This is a genomic window from Phycisphaerae bacterium (assembly GCA_017999985.1).
Taxonomy (GTDB): domain Bacteria; phylum Planctomycetota; class Phycisphaerae; order UBA1845; family Fen-1342; genus JAGNKU01.
This window is the reverse complement of the sequence record JAGNKU010000002.1, coordinates 195153-215045: the sequence shown is the minus strand read 5'-3', so window position 1 is coordinate 215045 and position 19893 is coordinate 195153. Positions and strand designations below refer to the sequence as shown.

General features: G+C 67.4%; 19 protein-coding genes. 13 read left to right on the top strand and 6 right to left on the bottom strand.

The features are described 5' to 3' along the window. Positions 1-48 precede the first annotated feature (48 nt). The 4 genes from KA383_04440 (at position 49) to KA383_04425 (ending at position 4846) form a co-directional block, all read left to right on the top strand. A complete protein-coding gene (locus KA383_04440; GenBank protein MBP7745357.1) occupies positions 49-1446 on the top strand; it encodes an MBL fold metallo-hydrolase in 1398 nt (465 codons plus the stop codon). Between the two features lie 8 nt (positions 1447-1454). Then, the gene (locus KA383_04435) at positions 1455-2348 is read left to right on the top strand and encodes an ABC transporter ATP-binding protein (GenBank protein MBP7745356.1); all 894 of its coding nucleotides are present in this window, start codon (positions 1455-1457) and stop codon (positions 2346-2348) included. Beyond that, entirely contained in the window at positions 2345-3166 is an 822-nt protein-coding gene (locus KA383_04430) for an ABC transporter permease subunit (protein MBP7745355.1), read from the top strand. Before KA383_04435 ends, KA383_04430 begins: the two co-directional genes overlap by 4 nt. 480 nt (positions 3167-3646) lie before the next feature. Then, entirely contained in the window at positions 3647-4846 is a 1200-nt protein-coding gene (locus KA383_04425; GenBank protein MBP7745354.1) for a hypothetical protein, read from the top strand. Positions 4847-4951: 105 nt separating this feature from the next. Here the strand turns inward: KA383_04425 and KA383_04420 are convergent, their stop codons facing one another. Both KA383_04420 and KA383_04415 read right to left on the bottom strand, forming a co-directional pair. After that, on the bottom strand, positions 4952-6220 hold the full coding sequence (locus tag KA383_04420) for an MFS transporter (protein ID MBP7745353.1): 1269 nt from the start codon (positions 6218-6220) through the stop codon (positions 4952-4954). A gap of 27 nt (positions 6221-6247) precedes the next feature. Beyond that, positions 6248-6610: a hypothetical protein gene (locus KA383_04415; protein ID MBP7745352.1), complete on the bottom strand. Its 363-nt coding sequence runs from the start codon at positions 6608-6610 to the stop codon at positions 6248-6250. A gap of 301 nt (positions 6611-6911) precedes the next feature. Between KA383_04415 and KA383_04410 the strand changes: the two genes are divergently transcribed. The 3 genes from KA383_04410 to KA383_04400 all read left to right on the top strand — a co-directional run bounded on the left by KA383_04410 (position 6912) and on the right by KA383_04400 (position 9353). After that, positions 6912-7742 (top strand): BtpA/SgcQ family protein, encoded by an 831-nt coding sequence (locus tag KA383_04410; GenBank protein ID MBP7745351.1) that lies wholly within the window; start codon positions 6912-6914, stop codon positions 7740-7742. Further along, complete coding sequence (locus KA383_04405; GenBank protein MBP7745350.1) at positions 7742-8386, top strand: thymidine kinase; 645 nt, start codon at positions 7742-7744, stop codon at positions 8384-8386. The genes KA383_04410 and KA383_04405 overlap by 1 nt, the downstream gene beginning before the upstream one ends. A 178-nt stretch (positions 8387-8564) precedes the next feature. Then, on the top strand, positions 8565-9353 hold the full coding sequence (locus KA383_04400; GenBank protein MBP7745349.1) for a hypothetical protein: 789 nt from the start codon (positions 8565-8567) through the stop codon (positions 9351-9353). 141 nt (positions 9354-9494) lie between these two features. Here the strand turns inward: KA383_04400 and KA383_04395 are convergent, their stop codons facing one another. Then, entirely contained in the window at positions 9495-10214 is a 720-nt protein-coding gene (locus KA383_04395; protein ID MBP7745348.1) for a hypothetical protein, read from the bottom strand. Between the two features lie 131 nt (positions 10215-10345). On the opposite strand from KA383_04395, the gene KA383_04390 reads away from it, so the two are divergent. From KA383_04390 to KA383_04375, 4 genes are all read left to right on the top strand, one after another. Then, complete coding sequence (locus KA383_04390) at positions 10346-10987, top strand: sigma-70 family RNA polymerase sigma factor (protein MBP7745347.1); 642 nt, start codon at positions 10346-10348, stop codon at positions 10985-10987. 67 nt (positions 10988-11054) lie between these two features. Continuing rightward, the gene (locus tag KA383_04385) at positions 11055-11573 is read left to right on the top strand and encodes a hypothetical protein (GenBank protein MBP7745346.1); all 519 of its coding nucleotides are present in this window, start codon (positions 11055-11057) and stop codon (positions 11571-11573) included. A gap of 88 nt (positions 11574-11661) precedes the next feature. Next, positions 11662-12123 carry a hypothetical protein gene (locus KA383_04380; protein ID MBP7745345.1) on the top strand — a complete coding sequence of 154 codons (462 nt, stop codon included), beginning with the start codon at positions 11662-11664 and terminating at the stop codon, positions 12121-12123. Positions 12124-12650: 527 nt separating this feature from the next. Next, a complete protein-coding gene (locus KA383_04375; protein MBP7745344.1) occupies positions 12651-12998 on the top strand; it encodes a helix-turn-helix transcriptional regulator in 348 nt (115 codons plus the stop codon). A gap of 93 nt (positions 12999-13091) precedes the next feature. On the opposite strand, the gene KA383_04370 is transcribed toward KA383_04375, so the two are convergent. The 3 genes from KA383_04370 to KA383_04360 are packed head-to-tail and all read right to left on the bottom strand — an operon-like array spanning position 13092 to position 16719. Beyond that, positions 13092-15377: a hypothetical protein gene (locus KA383_04370; GenBank protein ID MBP7745343.1), complete on the bottom strand. Its 2286-nt coding sequence runs from the start codon at positions 15375-15377 to the stop codon at positions 13092-13094. A gap of 37 nt (positions 15378-15414) precedes the next feature. Beyond that, positions 15415-16074 (bottom strand): zf-HC2 domain-containing protein, encoded by a 660-nt coding sequence (locus KA383_04365; GenBank protein ID MBP7745342.1) that lies wholly within the window; start codon positions 16072-16074, stop codon positions 15415-15417. Between the two features lie 9 nt (positions 16075-16083). Then, positions 16084-16719 (bottom strand): sigma-70 family RNA polymerase sigma factor, encoded by a 636-nt coding sequence (locus KA383_04360; GenBank protein ID MBP7745341.1) that lies wholly within the window; start codon positions 16717-16719, stop codon positions 16084-16086. 74 nt (positions 16720-16793) lie between these two features. Between KA383_04360 and smpB the strand changes: the two genes are divergently transcribed. Then, on the top strand, positions 16794-17261 hold the full coding sequence (smpB, locus tag KA383_04355) for an SsrA-binding protein SmpB (protein MBP7745340.1): 468 nt from the start codon (positions 16794-16796) through the stop codon (positions 17259-17261). A gap of 177 nt (positions 17262-17438) precedes the next feature. Continuing rightward, positions 17439-19730 (top strand): hypothetical protein, encoded by a 2292-nt coding sequence (locus KA383_04350; protein MBP7745339.1) that lies wholly within the window; start codon positions 17439-17441, stop codon positions 19728-19730. The last annotated feature ends 163 nt before the right edge of the window (positions 19731-19893 follow it).

The following is a 19893-nucleotide window of genomic DNA, read 5'->3' as shown; positions in this document are numbered from 1 at the left end:
CACGGCCCCGCCGTAGCATTCGCACAACCTGAGTCGGAGAGCATGTGTATGGCCGAAATTCTGTTTCACGGTGCGGCGGAAGAGGTCACCGGGTCGATGCACGCAGTCCGCGTGGACGGGCAATGGGTGGCCCTCGACTGCGGGATGTACCAGGGCAAGCGGGCGGAGGCGGAAGAGAAGAACCGGCAGTGGCCCGTGTCGCCGAAGGACATCGCCGCCGTGGTGCTGTCGCACGCGCACATCGATCATTCCGGCCGGCTGCCGCTGCTGGTGAAAGAGGGTTTCGACGGCCCGGTCTACGCGACGCCGGCGACGCGCGACCTGTGCGCGATCATGCTGCCGGACTCGGCGCACGTGCAAGAGGAAGACGTGTACTACGTCAGCAAGCGGCGCAAGCGGAAGGGGCTGCCGCCCATCGAGCCGCTGTACGATTACGAAGACGCGCTGGCTGCCGTGACCCTGATCCACAGCATCCCGTATGGGCGCTGGTTCCCGGTCGTTCCGGGGCTGCTCGCGAGCTTTTCCGAGGCTGGGCACATGCTTGGCTCGGCGGGCATTCGGCTGGCGTTCGGCAAGCGCAACGGCGACACGCCGTCCCTCTTCTACAGCGGCGACATGGGCCGGCCGGACAAGCCGATCCTGCGGGATCCGGCGCCGCTGCCGGAGGACGACACGATTCTGATGGAAAGCACCTATGGGGCGCGGATCAACGAGGCGGTGGATGATGCCCGTGACATGATGCGCGCGGTGATCAGCCGCACGCTTCGCCGGGGTGGGAAAGTGATCATCCCGTCCTTCGCGGTGGGACGAACGCAGACGATTGTGTACTACCTGCACGAGCAGATGGTGACGGGGGCTCTCCCGCGGATTCCAGTGTACGTGGACAGCCCGCTGGCGGTGAACGCGACGGAGGTTTTCAAGCTGCACCCGGAGTGCTACGACGCTGAGGCGCGGGCCTTTCACCGCGTGACGGGCGACATCCTGGGCAGCGGGTGCTGCACGTACATCCGCAACGTGGAGGAGAGCAAGGCCCTGCATCTGCGCAAGGAACCGTGCATCATCATCTCGGCCAGTGGCATGTGCGAAGCCGGCCGCATCCGCCACCACCTGAAGAACAACATCACCAACCCGCGCAACACCATCCTGATCCCGGGCTACCAGGCGGCCAACACGCTCGGGCGGAGAATCGCCGACGGCGCCAAGATGATCACGCTCTTTCACGAGGAATACGAGGTCCAGGCGGAGGTCGTGCAGATCCACGGCTTCAGCGGCCACGCGGACCAGGCCGAGTTGCTGCGGATGCTCGGGAAATGCGTCGGCACCGCGAAGCGGCTGGTGCTCGTGCACGGTGAGCCGGACCAATCGACGGTGCTGGCGGACAAGGCCCGCGCGCTCGGCTTCCGCGAGGTGGCCATCGCGCAGCGCGGCTTTCATCTGGGCCTGTGACCGGCGCCATGAACGCAGTCGCGACGGTTGGGCTGACCAAGTGCTACGGGGCGCAGGCCGCGCTGCGCGACCTCAGCTTTCACGTCCCGGCCGGCAGACTCTTCGGATTTCTCGGCCCCAACGGTGCGGGCAAGACCACGATGCTCCGCCTGCTGCTGGGCCTGCTGCGCCCGACGCGCGGCCGTGCCGAAGTCCTCGGCCGCGACGCCTGGCGCGCCGGACCGGCCCTGCGGGCCGAGGTCGGCTACCTGCCGGGCGACGTGCGCTTCTACGGCTGGCTCACGGGCCGCGCGACGCTGGCATTTCTCGACGCCGCGCGGGGACATCGCGCCGGTGACGAGTTGCCGCGCCTCGTCGCGCGCTTCGACCTGGACCTGGACCGGCGCGTGCGTGACTACTCGCGTGGCATGAAGCAGAAGCTGGGGCTGATCGCCGCGCTGATGCATCGACCCCGGCTCCTGATCCTGGACGAGCCCACGACCGCGCTTGATCCACTCATGCGCGCGGCACTGTACGACGAGCTGCGCGCCGTTGTTGCCTCCGGCCGCACGGTCCTGTTCTCCAGCCACACGCTGGCGGAGGTCGAGGAGCTCTGCGACGAAGTCGCGATCCTGCGGGCCGGGCGGCTGGTGGAGCAGGAACGGATCGACGTTCTGCGGGCGCGGGCCCTGCGACACGTGGAACTGCGCTTGCGCGATGGAGCGGTTGTCCCACCGCCGCCCGCCGGCTTCGAACTGGTGGACCGCACCGGCGGACAGTGGCGCGGGACCTGGACCGGCCCGCCGGCGCCGCTCCTGGCCTGGCTGGCACAGTGCCCGGTGGACGACGTGACGATCGCGCCGCCGGACCTGGACGACCTGTTCCTGGCGTACTATTCCGATCCTCCGGCGGTGTCGGCATGAGCCGCGCGGTCCTCCTCAAGACGCTGCGCGACGCGCTGCCGCTGGTCGTAGTGCTGACGCTCGCGACGGTCGGGCTGGAGATGGCGATCGTCCGCATGCTGCGCGAGATCGGCGGCGACGTGGAGCAACTGCGCCGCTGGCTCGAGTTGCCACTGATCCGCGACCTGCTTCGCATCGCCATGGGGGCGGACATACTGGGGGATCTTACGCCGACCACGATGGCGACCTTTGGGCTCGGCCACCCGCTGCTCTACGCCTTCGCCTGGACGCTCCTGCTCACGATCGGCAGCGGCGTGATCGCGGGCGAGATTGATCGCGGGACGGCGGACCTGCTGCTGACACTGCCGGTCTCCCGCGCGCAGATCTACGTCAGCACGTCAGTGGCGTGGGTCGTCGCCGCCGTGCTCGTCAGCTTCGCGCCCATGCTGGGGCTCTGGCTGGGCGAGCGCCTGTGCCCGTTGCACGAACCGTTGGCGCTGCGGCGTTTGTGGCCGCTGGCCGTGAATTTCCTGGCGCTTAACCTGAGCGTCGGTGCCGTAACCATGCTCGTGTCGAGCCTGGTTTCGAGGCGCGGAACGGCGGTGGGAATCTTGCTCGCGGGGCTGCTGGCATCGGACCTGATGAACTTTCTGTCGCAGTTCTGGGAGTCGGTGCGTCCTTTCAGCTTTCTTGGCTTTCTGCACTACTACCGGCTGTTGCCGGTCGTGCGCAGCGGAGAATTCCCCGCGGGTGACATCGCCGTGCTGCTTGCGATTGGCCTCGGTGCCTGGAGCGCCGGGCTCTGGCACTTCGGCCGCCGGGACATCCCCGCGGCGTAGTCCCGGCGAAAGGGGGGACGGCCGGCGTCGGGGACCGACCACGGGGCGGCCGCAGGGCGCGGCGCCAACGTCTGCGCGAGGCTGGCGAGCCCGCCGATGCCGCACCTCAGCAACGGCGTGCGTACAAACACCAGCGACTCTTGAAGTGTTTGAACCGGCCTGTCGGTCCGGGAGTGCTGTTGTTCGGGGGCGCGCGACTAAACGGGAACACCGGGCGGCGTTCGGTCCAGGCAGCGATAATTTCGCCGAATAGGGGGTCCGCGCGACCCGCGAACGGTGCGGCGTCGGTCGCCCGGCGGGGAGACCGCAAATCGGGTTGCAGCGCGGGTGACATTCCGGCATACTGGGCTTCAACAGTCAGTTCCCGCGGTTGTTGCAGACACGCCAGCGTTGGTGAGGTCGATTACCCCGGCGAGGTGCCATGACCTCTCCCGTGGGTTGCCGCGGGCCGGTTCGGCTAGACGGGGGCCAGGTGCGATCTTGGCTGGCGCCACATCAGAATCGCTGGGCAATCTGCAGTTGCACGACTTGTCCACCTATCAGCCGGAGACGTTAGGCCGGTGCACGGCGTGTGTCCTGCCGCGGACACTCCGGGGGATCGAGTTCGATGCGCAGGGCCGCTGTGGCGTATGCAGGGCGGGTCCGGCCGCTTCGGTGCAACACAAGAGCGACGATCGTCCGCCGGTCTCGCTGGCGGACTGGCTGGCCGACATCCGCGCCCGGGCGGCCGGTTGCTCCCACGATTGTGTGGTGGGTCTGAGCGGCGGACGTGACAGCACGTACCTGCTGTACAAGCTGGCGCGCGAGCACGGGCTGCGCTGCCTGGTCGTCTACTACCGCACGCCGTTCACGTCGGACGTAATTGACGCCAACGTGCGGCGGGCCGTGAAGATCGTTGGTGCGACGCTGGTTGAGGCCGACATCAGCCAGGCACACCATGTGCGGGTCGCGCGCGACTGCACACTGCTTTGGCGCCGGCATCCGACGTCTGAACTGATCAATCTTTCCTGCGCCGTGTGCAAGCTGGTCCATCGGGAACTCTTCCGCGTGGCGCGGGACCACCGGGTGCCCACGATCGTGTTGGGCGGCACGAAGCACGAGGAAGTGCAGTTTCTGCCGGCGTACACGGCCAGCGACGAAACCGCGGCCGCGCACAGCTTCATGGCGCAAGGGCGCAAGATGCTGCGTGTCTTTCAGCGCGGGATGTCACTGCTGCTCAAGTGCCCACGCGTTCTCCGCCACGTGCCCGTGGGTGCCAAAGCAGCGCTGCTCTACATAACGCCGCACACCAATTACCTGCAGCTCCGCTACCGCGACGTGCAGTGCGTGGACTACTTTTTCCTGATGGATTACGACGAAGCGCAATGCATGGACATCATCCGTCGGGAGCTGGGCTGGGAGCGTCCGCCGGACTGCATCACGGACTGGCGTGCCGACTGCTCGTTTGCCGAGTTGAAGAACTTCATGTTCCTCAAGACGATGGGGGCGTCGTACACGGACGCTTACGTGGCCAACGTCGTTCGCAGCGGTGAAATCACCCGTGCCCAGGCCCTCGAACGCCTGGCCCATGACGCCCAGATTGCGTGGGGCCGCATCCGTCACGCGGCGGAAGTGCTCGAGCTGCCCCCGGACTTCTTTGATGGTGGCGAGTACGCGCGCGTTACCCAGGCCAAGCCGTAAGGCGCGGGGTGAACGCGGTCCGGGGGCGTCGAGAGGCCGGACCGGCGACGCGGCCTGCACCGCAATTTCGTGTCATGGAGGAGGTCGTCGCCCGGCATGACCGCCCTACGAAGAATGCGACGCCGGGCCTGACTCCGCGGCGCGCGGCGCGCGTGTGTCCCGCGTGATCCGAGCGCGCCCCCCGCGCAGCGCAAACCACAGAGTGCCCACAGCCCCGCATCCGAACGCGGTCAGGAAGTTGGCCTCCGGGCTGTGCATCCAGAGCAGGCCGCCGGCGAACGCGGCCAGCGCGACGATGGAGTCGCGAACCAGGTAGTACACGCCGAACGTGAGTGCCTTCTGGTCCTCGGGGGCGAGGTCCATGATCAGCGCCTTGCGCGGGGCCTCGCCGAATTCCTTCAAGCCGCGCAGCACGAACGCGGCCACCAGCGGCCAGAACGACTGGCACAACAGCAGCGCGAGCGGAAAGAGTGTGAAGAACACGAAGGTCATCAGGACGTAGGGCTTCTTCGCGCTGTGGTCGGCGAGGTATGCGACCGGGATGTAGACCAGCATCGCCGTGACCATCTCGACCGTCGTGAGCAGACCGAACTCGAGCGCGCCGACGGGGTCGGCGATCGTCTTCAGGCACCAGATCACGACAAACGCGTAGGGGATCTGCTCGCAGAAGCGAATCAGGATGTCGGACACGAGCAGATTGCGCAGGTCGGGATGCATCGCGCGCAGGACGCGGAGTGGATGGTGCGGCGCGGCCGGGCTGCCGCTGGCCGCAGGCGCATCGGCCGGAATCAATGCCTGTTGGAGCAAGATCGCGACGCCGGCCAGTACCAGCGCGGCGATGAACGCCAGCCGCACGCCGGTCGTCTCGCCCCACTGGTCGATGAACAGCCCGCCAATGACGGGGCCGAGCGCCATTGGCACGCGGCGGACGAGCGAGTGCATCGACACGCCCATCGTGCGTTTCGTCGCGGGCACGGCCTGCGCGACCAGGCTCATGCTTGCCGGCAGCGAGATGGCCGTCCACGACAGGAACAGGAACGACGCGCCGATCACGGCTGGCCAGGCCGGAATGAGGATCACGACGAGAAACCCGGCCATCGCGAGCAGGTTGAAGAGCAGCAGGGCGCGTTTGGTGCCGTAGCGGTCGGACAGATATCCGCCCGGCAGGGAGTACAACGCCGATAGCAGGTTATCGAGCCCGTTAAGGAGCCCAACCGACAGGACGCCCCCGCCCAGTGCAATGAGGTAGACCGGCAGAAACCGCTCGGCCATCTTCTCGCCGAGTCCGACGAGGATGACCATGGCCAGCAGCCCGACAATGCCGCGGCGCAGGCCGAAGAAGTCGCGAACGCGGTCCAGATGCGACGTCGTCATGACGTACGTGCGCTATCGGGCCGCCGCCTAGTCGTCGTCGATCCGGCGGGTCTTCGTGGTCCGCTCGCGGACGTCGCCCTGCGGCGGCTCATTGGCGTTGGGGTTGCGGCCTTCCCAGGCACCGCTGCGGGCGTCCATCCATTCCTTGCCGCTCACGCGCCCGTTTGGATCGAAGAAAACGACGGCGGAGTAGTGCCGATCGACGTCGTCGAAGAACCACTGGTCGTTCAGGTCCGCGGTGGGTTTCCCGAGGATCTCACGCACATCCGTGCGGTCGTCCACGCCCACCTGGATCAGCTCGAACCGGTCCTTCGTGAATGCGCGTGTGCAGGCGGTGGCGGCGACGAGCACACCCAGACCGACGAGAACACCCAAGACTCGCAGTTTCATGCACAATGCTCCTGTGCCGGCCAGCTCAGCCGTCGGCAGTATACCCCAATATACCGTTTTAGACACACTCGACACGCGGAGGATGGGGGCCCTCCCGACCGTCCGGCCGCGCGAGCATGGCGCCGCACAATGACTCCGACATGGGTGGTACGCGCATCTGGCCCGCTCTTGCGACGGGCGGGACGCCCACACCAAGCCTCTTATGACGGACTTTCAATAAGCCGGCGCACCAGCCGTACCGCTTGCGGATCGGCCCCGAGGCACTACGCTGAGGCGCTGGACCCTCTGTCAAGGAGACCCCGTGGACCTGCGCGCGCTGTTCCAGCAACCCCAGGCGATCGTCGGCATGATTCACGTGCACGCCCTGCCCGGCACGCCCCGGCACGGCGAGTCGATGGAGCAGATCGTTGCGCGCGCCGTTGCCGAGGCGGCCCTGTACACGCGCGCCGGCGTCGACGGCCTGCTGATCGAGAACATGCACGACGTGCCGTACCTCTGTGGCCAGGTCGGTCCGGAGATCACCGCTGCGCTGACCGCTGTCGGACTCGCCGTCCGCCGCGAAAGCCCGCTGCCGCTGGGCGTGCAAATCCTCGCCGCGGCCAATCGCGAAGCCCTGGCGGTCGCGCTGGCGTGCGGGGCGTCGTATGCCCGCGTCGAGAACTTCGCGTACGCGCATGTCGCTGACGAAGGCTTGATGCCAACGGCAGAGGCGGGGCCGTTGCTGCGTTATCGCCGGCAGATCGGCGCCGAGCACATTGGCCTCGTCGCGGACGTGAAGAAGAAGCACTCGAGCCATGCGATCACCGCGGATGTCTCGCTGGCCGAGGCGGCGAAAACGACGGAGTTCTTCGGCGCCGACGGCATCGTCGTGACTGGCGCGGCCACCGGCCAGCCGACGGCGGTCAGCGACGTGGAGACCGTGCGGCACGCGGTCCGTCTGCCGGTGTGCATCGGCTCCGGCCTGACGCCGGAGAATCTGCCCGCTCTCTGGCCCCACGCGGACGTGTTCATCGTCGGCTCGTACTTCAAGGCCGGTGGCCTCTGGGCGAACGAGATCGACCCAGCACGCGTGGCCCGGTTCCTGGACGCCGTGGCCTTGTTGCGCGATCAGGTCCGACGGGGCGATGCCTGATGTCGAACCACGCGGCGCAGCATCCCGGACGCCTCGTCGTCATCTGTGGCTGCATGTTTGCTGGCAAGACCGCGCGGCTGATTGACCGTGCGCTGGCGGCAACGGCGGCGGGCGCGGACGTTCGCGTGTTCAAGCACCGTCTTGACGTGCGGTACGATCCGTATCGCCTGATGACCCACGACGGGCGGTCATTTCCGTCTACACCCGTCAGCGAGGCAGCAGAGCTGGCCGCGAGCATACTCCCCGGCCACGCAGGGAGCGGGCGGGGGGAGGAATTTCGCTTAGCACGGGGGACGGTCGGGAGTACGCCACCGGTCATCGCCATCGATGAAGCCCAGTTCTTCGGGCGGGCGCTGGTACCTGTGTGTCGACAACTCCTCGCCACCGGCACGCTGGTCATCGTCGCTGGCATCGACCATGACGCGTGGGGCCAGGATTTTCCGCCGCTGCCGGAATTGCGGGATTTCGCGGACGAGGTGGAATTGCTGACGGTGTCGTGCACCCAGTGCGGTGTGCCGGCCCGGTTCTCGCAGCGCATGGTTCCGGTCGTCGGCGGACAGATGGTAGGGGGCCCGCGCGAATACGAGCCACGCTGCGCAGCTCACTTCACGCCGCTCCCGCCGCCGCCGCCGGTCTACACGTAGCGCGCCCGCCCAGTTGGGCTCGTCCGACACGCCCCCGCGACGCCCGGCACGCGATTCAGACCCGCCGGGGTTGACCGCGCGCGCCGAAACGGATATCGAAATGGGTTCCTGCGGGCGTCAGGACTGGTGTGCGAGTGCGCTGGACGCTTCCCGTGTAGGCTGAGTGGAGAGTGTACCTGTGGCGAAACCCAAGGTTGGTGTGGTTGGTGGCGGCGTCGTCGGTGGGGCGACGGTCAAGCTTTGCGGCCCGGACACGATCGTCTACGACCCGTACAAGAAGGAACTGGCCAACAACAGGGACGCGATCAACCGCTGCGATGTCGTCTTCATCTGCGTCCCCACGCCGATGGCCGAGGACGGCCACTGCGACACGAGCATCGTCGAAGAGGCGGTCGCCTGGGTGCAGGCCCCGCTGATGATCATCCGCTCGACCGTTGCCCCCGGCACGACCGACCGCCTCTGCAAGCAATACAACAAGCACATCGTCTTCCAGCCGGAGTACCTCGGCGAGACGACGGCCCACGTCTTCGGCAACATGGCGGAGCGCGATTTCCTCGTGCTGGGCGGCACGCCGGAGGACGTGTCGAAGGCGGCCGACTTCTACAAGCACTACTACAACTCGATGGTCCACATGTTTTTTTCCGATGCGACCACCGCCGAGGTCTGTAAGTACATGGAGAACGCGTTCTACGCCGTGAAGGTCACATTCGTGAACGAGTTCTACGATATCGCCCGCGTGCACGGCGTCGATTTCAACGTCCTCCGCGAGCTGTGGCTGGCGGACACGCGCATCAGCCGCGATCACACGTTCGTCTATCCCGACAACCGTGGCTTCTCCGGCAAGTGCCTGCCGAAGGACTGCAATGCGATCGTGCATTCCTGCCGGCAGCGCGACTATGAGCCGAAGTTCATGGCGGCCTGCCTGCAGCGCAACGATGAATTTCAGTCCATGAATCAGCGCAAGTAGGTCCCGCCGACCGCTCTCACGATACCCAAAAGACGCGAGCGTCGGACCAGGATCCGACGCTCGCTTTTCTCTACCTATGGACGCGCCCCGCGGAGGGCCCCGGCGACACACTGCCGCCGGGCTGCCCTCCGGCCGGGCGTGTTACGGCTCAATCCGAATCTGCACCGCGTTCGAGTCGCTGTGACCGCCGCGGATCGCACGGCTTTCGGCCCGCACACCGGCCTTGCTGTACCGCCAGCGGCCGCTGGAGCTGATACCCGTGCCATTGGCCATCGCGCTCGCCCGGTAGCCGGCGTCGCTGATCACGCGGGTCCGGCTGTCCGAGAAACCGCCCGAGGTCGTCGCGATGGAATCGCTGTTGCTGTTCGCGCGGCCGCCAAGGTACCCGTGGCTGCCTGCGTGGCTGTCGCTCAGCGCCGTGCCGTAGATGCCCAGCGCGGTCGAGGTCGATCGGCTGCGGGCCTGCCCGAACAACGTGCCCTGCGCGATGGCGGCGCTGTTGCTGATTGCCAGGCCGCCCAGCGCCGCGGCGATGCTCTCGCTGTCCGCGATGGCGCTGCCGCCAAAGAGGCCGCGCGCGTCTGCCAGCGAGTTGCTGAGCGCCACGCCCCGATCCGCGGTCGCGACTGCCCGGCTGTTGGCGTAGCCGTTCCGTTCGCCGATAGCCGTGCTGTTGGCCACCGCGCGACCGCCGTTGGTCGCGCCGGCGATCGCGATCGAGTCAGCATTGCCGACCGCGGTCGCCGTGGCAGAAGCGCTCCCGCCGTTGGAACTCGTCGCGACGGCGATCGCGTCGCCAGCGAGGGCGGCCACGGGGAGCAGGATGGCCAGTGCCGCAGTAAGTGCCAGGGAGCGTTTCATGGTGTTTCTCCTTTTCGCTTCACGGTTCCGTGCGTCGTTGCCGGAGCCTTCGTCGCGGGATTGGACGGCGGGTGGCGGCCGGTTATTCAACCCCCGGGGGACGGGAAATCAACGGCCGGAGCGGGTATTGTGTGGCGCGCCGATTTTTCTGGATTTTCGTGAATAGCGTGAATCGTCTGTTCGTCGATACGTCGCAACCTGAAATTGTGGACCGGGCGGCTGCGGGTGACCGCGACGCCCGCCGCACGCTGTTCGAGCGCTTTCGCGAGCCGGCCTACCGCGTGGCGCTCCGTATCACCGGCCGGCCCGAAGACGCGCTCGATGTCGTACAGGACAGCTTCATCCGGGCTTTCGACCGGCTGGGCGAATTCCAACGAGAGTCCGGGTTCCAGACCTGGCTCCTGCGGATCGTCAGCAATCGGGCGCTCGATGTCCTGCGGGCTCGCCGTGTGCGAGTGGCCGTGCCCCTCGCCGGGGATGACGAGGATCGTCGCCCGGAGCCCGTGGCCACCGACCGGGCGACCGTGCCGGGGCATGACCTGGAACGCGGCGAACTCGCCGAGCGGCTCCGGCGGGCGATCGAGGCGCTGCCACCGGACCAGCGCGCCGTATTCGCGCTCTACGCAACCGGTGATGTGACGTATGGAGAGATTGCCGAGATGCTGGGCGTGCCGATCGGGACCGTGATGAGTCGCTTATATCACGCTCGGCGAAGGTTGCACGATATGTTACCAGACCTTGCGCCGGTAACTCGCAAGGGCGAGAATAGTTAGCGCGGCTGGGCCGTCCAGCCACTTGAGCACCCCGGGCGTGTCGCGGGTGCCCAATTCGAGAGAGCGGATGAGCCGCGATTACGACAACCTGGACGAGGCGCTGCGGGCGGTGGCCGCCGGTAATCTCGACGCACTCACTCCCGAGCAGGTTGCTCGTCTGGAGCGCGTACTGAACGACGAGCCGGGGGTCGCCGCGCGGTTGGCCGCATGCACGCCTGCGCCCGAGCCGAAGCTGGCCACGGCCCTCCAGGCGGCGGAGCAGGCCGCGCTGCCACCAGCGCAGAGGTGGGATCTTACCTGGCAGCGCATTGATGCAGCCGCGCCCCTGACGCAGCGCCGCGCGCACGCTGGCATCGCCGGGCGTCTGATCCGGCTGTGGCAGCCCCTGGTCGCGGCCGCGGCCTGCCTGATGTTGGCCGTCATGTGGCGCACGACGTCATCACCCACTGAGGACGCTTGGCCGATGCAGTTGGCCACGGACGTGCAGATTGATTCGTTGGAGGTGCCCGACGGCATGACGTCGCTCATCGTCGCGGGCGGCGATGACAATTACAAACTGATCTGGATCTTGCCGGATGAGAGCTGAAAGCCGGCGCTGCGTGTCCGCCCCAGGACGGAAGGCCGCCGGGGTGGATCGCGGGCGCGGTGTGCGGTACAGGCCAGGAGGAACCGACATGACACGTTTACAGTCCCGCTGGGCCTGGGGGTTGATGGTGGTGTACGCCGGCGCGCTGCTGGCGGCCGCTCAGCCGAAGGACCCGCCGAAGACGGTGGACCTGCAGGTCTGGTCGATCCGCGCGACGACCAAGAATAAGGACATCTCGCCTGAGCTGCGCGAGATTGCAGACAAGCTGAAGCGCGAGTCCAAGTTCACCGGGTTCAAGCTGGAGCAGCGCGCGGCCGGCACGACCAAGGTCGGCGAGGCCTACGCGACCGCGCTGCCCGGCAGCTACAAAGCCAAGGTCACGCCGCAGAAGGCCGACGACAAGCGGGTGACGCTGGCGGTGGAAGTGCTGAAGGGGGACAAGCAGCAGGTCAATGCGACGGTGACGATCAAGGCCCGGCAGTTTCAGCTCTTCGGCGGGCTGTCGCTGGACGGCGACGATCAGCTCATCGTGGCGGTCTCGGGCAAATAGGTCGGCGCGAGCTTGACACATATCAAATGTGTTATATACTATTATTGGTATGAGACGAAATACGTTCTCCGGCCCGGCCCGGCCCGGGGCGGGGTCGGCCGGGGCGAAAGCGAGCAGTGTGGTTCGCGCTGACGGTCTGACACACGTGAAAACGGGAGTTTCCGGGGAGGCATGTGCATGCGCGTCAGCGCAGACCTGCACCCGGAAGTGATCGCGGAGCTGCGGCACGCGTGCCCGCCGGCGGAAGTTGCGGATTTCTACCGCGCACTGGCGCACGTCTGCACCGATCCGATCCGGCATTCGGAGCTGTTTTGTGACCCGACGGTCAGCCGATATGCCCTGCGGTGGTTTTCGTTTGGCGGTGGCGTCGGGAAGATTGCCATCTTTTATTACGACGGCCGTCTTGTGCGAGTGTTGAAATGCCGACGAGCAAGACCCCGAAAAACACGCCGGCCCCCCGGTCCGGACACAGCCGCGCCTCCGTAGCGGTCGCGCGGCGGCGTGCAGCCTCAAAGCCGCTCTACGTCATGCGGAACAACCGCCCGACGCACGTGCTGGTGCCGATCGATGAGTATCAAGAGCTCGTCAACGGCGCCGAAGTGCAGCAGGTCGTAGCGCGGCTCGAGGACCCGACCGCCCAGTGGGTGCCGGCCCGCACGGCGGCCGTGGAGTTCGCAGGAAGCTGGATCGCGGCCGCCCGCCAGCGGGCCGGGTTGACGCAGAAGCAACTCGCCGAGCGGGTCGGCGTCCCGCAATCGCAGATTTCGCGCATCGAGAAGCATCCCGATCACACGACGCTGCGCACCATGAAGCGGATTGCAGCCGCGCTGGGCCTGGATGTGGCCGCGCTGCTGTCATTCGCGACCAGGCGCTGATTCGGGGAAGGCACAGCTCGGGTCTTCCCCAGCCGGGCGACCACGGGGGGCCGCGTGGCTCCCTCGGCGGGTGAAGCGAACGCGGCTACCCACTCACTCCGCGGGTGCTGTCGTCGTCGGCTGCGATTCCGGTGCCGGCTCGGAGATGACCGCGGGTTGCGTGGTGGGGGCAACCGGCGCGGATTCCACCGGGGGCGCCGGCGCGCTGGCCGGTGCCGGTTCCGGCTTCGCCGCGGGTGCCGGTGCGCTCACCGGCGGGGGTGCGGGCTGAGTCTCGGCCGCGGGCGGTGCGGGGGGCGGCGGCGCGGGTGGTGCGGCCGTTGCCGTGCTGGGGGCGCTCGTCGGGAATTCGTACAGTGGTTTCTGGTCCGTCCGCAGTTCCAGCGTGAGATACCCGCGCGGTCCCTCCGCGTCGGGTGCGTCATCCACGTACACGACGCGCTGCAACACGCGCCCGATGGCCGTGGACCGCCGCAGGAGCTCGATCGGATCCACGAACGGCAACGGCACACGCTTCACGCGCACCACGCGCTCGCGCTCGATCAGCAAATCGACCCACCGCGCGTTCGGACGCCGCGCCACGCCGCGCACAATCTCTTCCACCGGCTGCGACGTGGCGAACCGCCGGCGATTGCAGCCGATGATTTCGTCGTCCACTTTCAGGATCCCGTCGGTCGGGCTGCCCGGCGTAATGGACTGCACGATCAGCCGGCGGCCCTCGGGATCCTGTGTGACCTGGGCGCCCAGCCGTATGTTGGCGCCCCCGGGCTGGTAGTCGCGCCACCAGTCCTCGTCGAGCACCTGCGGCCGAAAACGTTCGAAGTAGTGCAGCCAGAAGCTCCCCAGGTCGGCCAGCGGGCCGGTCTGCGCGACGAAGATGGTGTCGCGGTGAGGCGATGCCGGCCGCCGGGACATGTCGAGCACGGTGGCTAAACGCGGTCCGTTGCCGTGGCGCGCTTCGAGCACCTGGCGCAGCCACTCGGTGTGTGATGCAATGATCAGGACGTTGCCATCCCGCGCCCAACTCAGGTGCAGCTCGCCGATCGGCGTCTCCTGCGGCAGCGGGCCGAGTAGCCCGCTGAGATCGAGTTGTTCAGCGTCGACGCCCGCGACGGTGAGCGCCTCCAGTGGCGGCAGCGGCGGCGGTTGGGCGAGCTTGAGCGACAGCAACTTGTAGAGCGCCAGGGTGGCGTGGAAGATGTCGGCCCATTCGGCGGCGACGGTGGCGCCGTCGCGTGAGGTCACCAGGATCGCGACGGCTGGAATCGGCGGGGCCGGCAGGGTGCGCGCTTCAGGCATCACGGTCCCGAGTGCGAGACACGTCGCGGGGTGCAGGGCATCCGTCAGACGCTGCAGCGTCCCCGCCCGCTCATGGATCTGCTCGGCGACCCGGAACACGTTCCGCTCCGGCAACGCGGCGGCGAGGCGTGCCAGGCGCGGATAATCCACGTGTCCCGCCCACACCGCCAGCGTCTGTTGCGGTAGCGTGCCGACCAGCTCGTCGAGCAGGCCGTCCGGCGGGGTCGTCGTGCCGGGGGCGTCGCCGACCGCGCTGATGTGCAGGAGCTGGCCCTCGCGGTGCAGCGCGAACAGGACGTTGGACGAGTCGCGCAGCAGCGCGGGCAATTCGGGGACGCGCTGCGGCGACGCGGGCCGACTGACCGCCGCCGGCGCGGATGCCGTTGTCGTGGGGGTGGCCGCCCCGGGTGGGTTGGCCAGGCGCAACAGGAACACGCCGTCGGGATCGGCCGGCACGCGTGCCAACAAGTACTGGAAGGTCGGGTCGTCCGCGAGCGCGACTGGCGCCTTGGGTTCCGATTGCTTCAGCACGCGGTCGAACAGGCTGCGCGCGGCCTGGTCACCGAAGATGAGCAGTTCGTTGCGCAGGCCGAGGCTGACGTTGTTCGGTAGGCGGTAGACGGACGTCTGGCCGGCGGTCGGCAGTGGCTGCGCCGGCCAGCGCTTCAGCAACTGGCGTGCGTCAATGGCGGGTCGGCAGAGGATCACCGACTCCTGGGTGCTGCGCAAGCCTTCAGCCACGAACGCCACCCGCTGCGAAAACAGCGTGCGGATGGCCTCGCGCGACGACATGTTGACCGTTTGCCGGATGCGCTGCTCCCATTGCTCGGTCTCACGGAGTGCCGCCGGCTGGCCCGCCAGGTCGGCCAGCGTGAGCCACACCTGCGGCTCCACCAGCGGCACGAGCAGATCATCCGCCTTGCGCAGTTCCAGGAACAGGCCCACGTCGGCGGGCACGGCTCGCGCGAGCGAATCATCCGCCGCGACCACTACGCTGCCGGCCAGCGCGACAGCCAGAACGATCAGACCGCGGCGGATACGGTCCGATACGGCGTTGACGATGATGGTTGGATGTCTCACGAAAATAGGCGACCTGAAGCGCGGTTAGACGGCCCGGCTAGATCGAGTGTACGTCGCTGGCAGGACCGGCCGGCTGAGGCTCGTCTTCCGCGGGAGGATTGAACACGTCCCACACGCTCTGCCACGGATTGACCCGCGTCACCTTCTGTGACGCGCGCATCACGTCCTCGGGCACCGTGATGTTCAGGTAGCGCGCCAGCCCGGCGACTTCCGCGGTCAGCTTCGTGCCCGCCGCGTGCATGTCCCACAGTTGGTCTTCAACGCCCTCGATGATCTCGCCGAGCACGGCGTCGTAGCCGGGGTCGCCGCGGTCCCACTCGCCGGCCACGTTGACCACCGGGGCCGGCGCGGGCGTCACATCATCCGCCGGACGCCCCGTCCAGAGCAGCGCGAACGTCAACACGGCCGCGGCCTGCAGCACCGCCGCGCCGACCACCGCGACCCGCCGCAGCGGGATGCGCGTGGTGTGCTTTGGCGTGCGAACGATCTTGTGCATAACGCGATCGGTGAAGTCGTCCGACAGGGCCGGCATCTGCGGATCCGAGGCGATGACGTGCCCGACCGTCTCCAGCATGGCGAGCGTCTGCTGGCAGCGACGGCACCGCAACCGGTGCGCGTCGAATTCGAGCCGCAGCGACCCGGCGAGGCCGCCGTCCAGATACGCGTCAAAGAGTTGTTCGCATTCGCAGCAGTTCATGGCATCCGCTCATGCGTAATGAGAATCGCTCAGGAACTCAATGGCCATCCAATCGTCGACCAGCTCCGCGCTGAGTGCGTCGCGCAGTTTCGCGCGGGCCCGGTGTAAGTGACTCTTGACGGTGACGGTCGGCATCTCGAGGGCCCGACCGATTTCCTCGCAACTGCGCCCTTCCCGGTAGAACAGCAGCACCGCGGACTTCTGCGGCGCCTTCAACTGATCCACCGCGGCCCAGATTACTCTGCGCAGCCGGCGGGCTTCTTCGGTGTTCGCCAGCGTGCGGGGCGCGTCGTCTTCCTCGCGCCCGATCCGGCTGAAGTCCACGTCGCCCGCGTAAGCCTTGCGCCGCCGGAGGTGGTTCAGGCACATGCGGTACGCGATCGTGAAGAGCCAGGTGCTGAAGGCATATTGCTCGGAATACGTATCCAGAGCTTCGTAAGCCTTCACGAACGCCGCCTGGCTGATGTCCTCAGCCTCGTGGTGGTTGCGAACCATCCGCCAGATGAACGCGAACAGGCGCTCTTTGTACGCGTCCACGAGGGCGCGGAATGCCTCGGCATTACCGCGCTTGGCACGGTTTACCAGCCGCGTCTCCTCGCTGCGGGGCATGGCCGTCTTCGCCGCGTCGGGCCTCAGTTCACCCACTTCACACCACCTTGTACCAGCGTGCTGCCGTGCAGTTGCAGCAACATACCGGCCCGTTTAAATTTAGCGTCAAGATGGCCAAAGGTCCACCCGCCAGCCCCCGGATACTCAACAAGAAGGTCCGGTATAACTTCGAAATCCTCGAGACGGTTGAGGCCGGTATCGCCCTCACCGGCAGCGAGGTCAAGAGCCTGCGCGCGGGCAAGGCCTCCCTCGATGAGGCGTACGCGTTCATCCGCACCGGCGAGCTCTTTCTGCGCGACTGCAACATATCTCCTTACCCGATGGCAGGTTACGCGCAGCACGAGCCGACCCGGCCTCGCAAACTGCTGCTTCACCGCCGCGAGATTCATAAGTGGCAGGCGAAGGTCATGCAGCGCGGCCTGACGGTCGTCCCGCTGGCCATCTACTTCAACGAACGTGGCCTCGCCAAGGTCAGCCTCGGCCTCGCCCGCGGCAAGACCCACGCCGACCGGCGGGCCGACATCCGAAAACGTGACGACCGCCGTGACATGGATCGGGAACTCCGCCGGCGGCACTGAAGGGCGGTTGCGGCGTCCGCGAGCCATCCCCTGCACAGCTCCGAATAACGCGCGCTCCTGCGCGAATACCAGCGGCCGGTAAACCATGCGCCCCGGAGTGCGACGCGCCCATGTGGCGCTGCGCCGCACGCGGTCAGGCCGCGTCGTCATCGCCGGCGTCACTACGGAGGAATCGCCATGATGCCCGCTGGTCTCATCTCTCGACTCATGATCGCTGCGCTGCTGCTGTTCACGAGCACCGCTGCCACCCGCGCCGCAGACGTCGCCGACAAGTTCTACCGCGCCTACTACCTCGAACGTGACCAGCGCGACTACGCCGGCGCTGCGAAGCTGTACGCCGAAGTCGTGCAGGCGAAGGGGGCCGAGGCCAATCTGCAGGCCGCCGCGCGTGTGCGCCTCGCCAGTTGCCGCGAGGAGCTGGCTACCACCGATTTCGCGCGGCTCATGCCGCCGAACGTGCTCGGATACGTCGAGCTCAATCGGCCCGGCGAGCGCGTCCGCAAGCTGCTGGATCAGCTCGGCCTGCTTGCGAAGGACGGCCAGAAACCCGTGGTCGGTCAGAATCGCCTCGCGATCAGCCCGGCACTCGTCGACGCCGTGCTGGGCATGCGCGGCGCCGCGCTGGCCGTCACCGGCTTTGACCCGAGCGCGCAGCGCCCGTCCGGTGTTGCCGTACTCCACCCCGGCGACATGGACGTCGTGCGCGGCCTCATCGAAACCGGCCTGCCCGCCGGCGCGAGCGTCGTCGAGCCGATCGCCGGCTACGCGACGTACGAACTGGAAGACGTGTACATCACGCTGACTTCGCGGCTCGTCATCGCCGGCTCCAGTCCGATCGAGATCGAGGGCGTGCTCGACCGGATGAAGGATGACCAGGCCGAGTCGCTCGCCACCGATCCACAGCTGGCCGACGTGCTCAAAGACCGCCGCGGCGAGCTTCTCTTCTTCTGCGTGAACCCGAAGCCGCTCCTGCCGCTGATGGATGTCATGATGGCGGCCGGCGCGTCGCAGTCGCGTGAGTTCGCGATCGCGCAAGGGCTGCTTGATCCGAAGAGTTTCCGCGCGCTCACCGGCCGGCTGGATCTGAGCGACGAGGGATTCGTGCTCGAGGTAACGCTGCGGCTGGACGAGGGGCACCGCAATCTCGTCTACAACTTCCTGCGTCGCCCGGCGATCGACAGAGAGACGCTGCGCTCCGTGCCGTCGGGTGCGGCCGCTCTACTGGCCCTGGCCATGAACGAAGCACCGACGAAGTACGGCGATGTCCCGCCGGGTCAGCCGGCGACGCCGCCGGTCGTCACCGCGCTCGACCTTGGCCGCGAAGTGTTCGCGAACATCAATGGCGTTGCCGTGTACGTGCTGCCGCCCACGGCCGGTGCGCCGAGCAAGGACGTCGTGCCAGACATCGTGGCTGCCATCACCGTGAATGATCCGGCTAAGTCGCAGGCCCTGTGGACGGAGATGCTTGGCATCGCGAGCCTCGCGTCTGGCGGGCCCACGATTGAAGGTGAACCGCGCCAGGTGGGTGGCGTGGCGGCGCGGAGCTACCGCTTCGAGAAGGGCGTGACGGTCTACGTGACGACGGTCGGGCATCGGCTGCTGATTGCGTCGAACGAGCAGGCGCTCGCACGGGCGCTGGAGCCGGTGCGCGGCGGCAAGTCGATCCTGGACGATGCGGACTTCGCGGCGCCGCTCTCGCACGTGGGTCCGCAAACGACGCTGGCGGTGCTGGCGCATGCCGCGCGTTGTGCGGCGATTGCGCGGCCGTTCATGCCGCCGGACGAAGCGGCCGAACTGGAGCCGATCATCGCGACGCTGACGAACACAGCGGCACTGGTGACGGTGGACCATTCGGACCGGCTGCTGCGCTGCTCGGCGGCGGTGACGGGTGTGCCGAACATCGGTAACCTCGTGAACCAGAAGCTGACCGAAGAACGGCAGCGGCAAACGGGTGATCGCGAGCTGACGCGGGCGATGAAGGGCCGGGACCCCGGCCGCGCGTTGACGCTGTTGGACCGGCGGCTCGCACGGTCGCCGGCGGACGCCGGTCTGCTCCGGAAGAAATTCGATGTGCTCGCGACGGGGCAGAAGGACCACGCGGCGGCGCTGGTGGCGGCGGAGGGGCTGTGCGCGGCGTTGAACGATGATGCCGACGAGCTCAACAGCTTTGCGTGGGCGCTCCTGACGGAAGAGCAGTACGGCAAGGAGTACACCGAGGTGGCCCTGCATGCCGCGCGCCGTTCGAACGAGCTGACCAAGCACGAAAACTGGGCATATCTCGACACGCTGGCGCTGGCCGAGTTCGAGACGGGCAACGTGGAGCAGGCCATCGCGCTGGAGAAGAAGGCGATCGAGCTGTCGAAACAGCGTAACGGCGGCGCGGGTCTCGCGGATATGGAGAAGGCACTCAAGCGTTTCGAGTCCGCAACGGCCGGCAGTGCTCGCGCCGAGGCCGCGGGACCGAATTGACGACGCTCCAACCTTTCCCTCTCCCAGGAGGCGGACAGGGTGGGGGTGACTGCCTTCAACCCCTCCCCCTTGCAGGGGGAGGGCAGGGTGAGGGTGATCGCGTTCAACCCCTCCCCCTGTTGCGGGGAGGGCAGGGTGGGGGTAGAGATTCCGAGCTGCACCA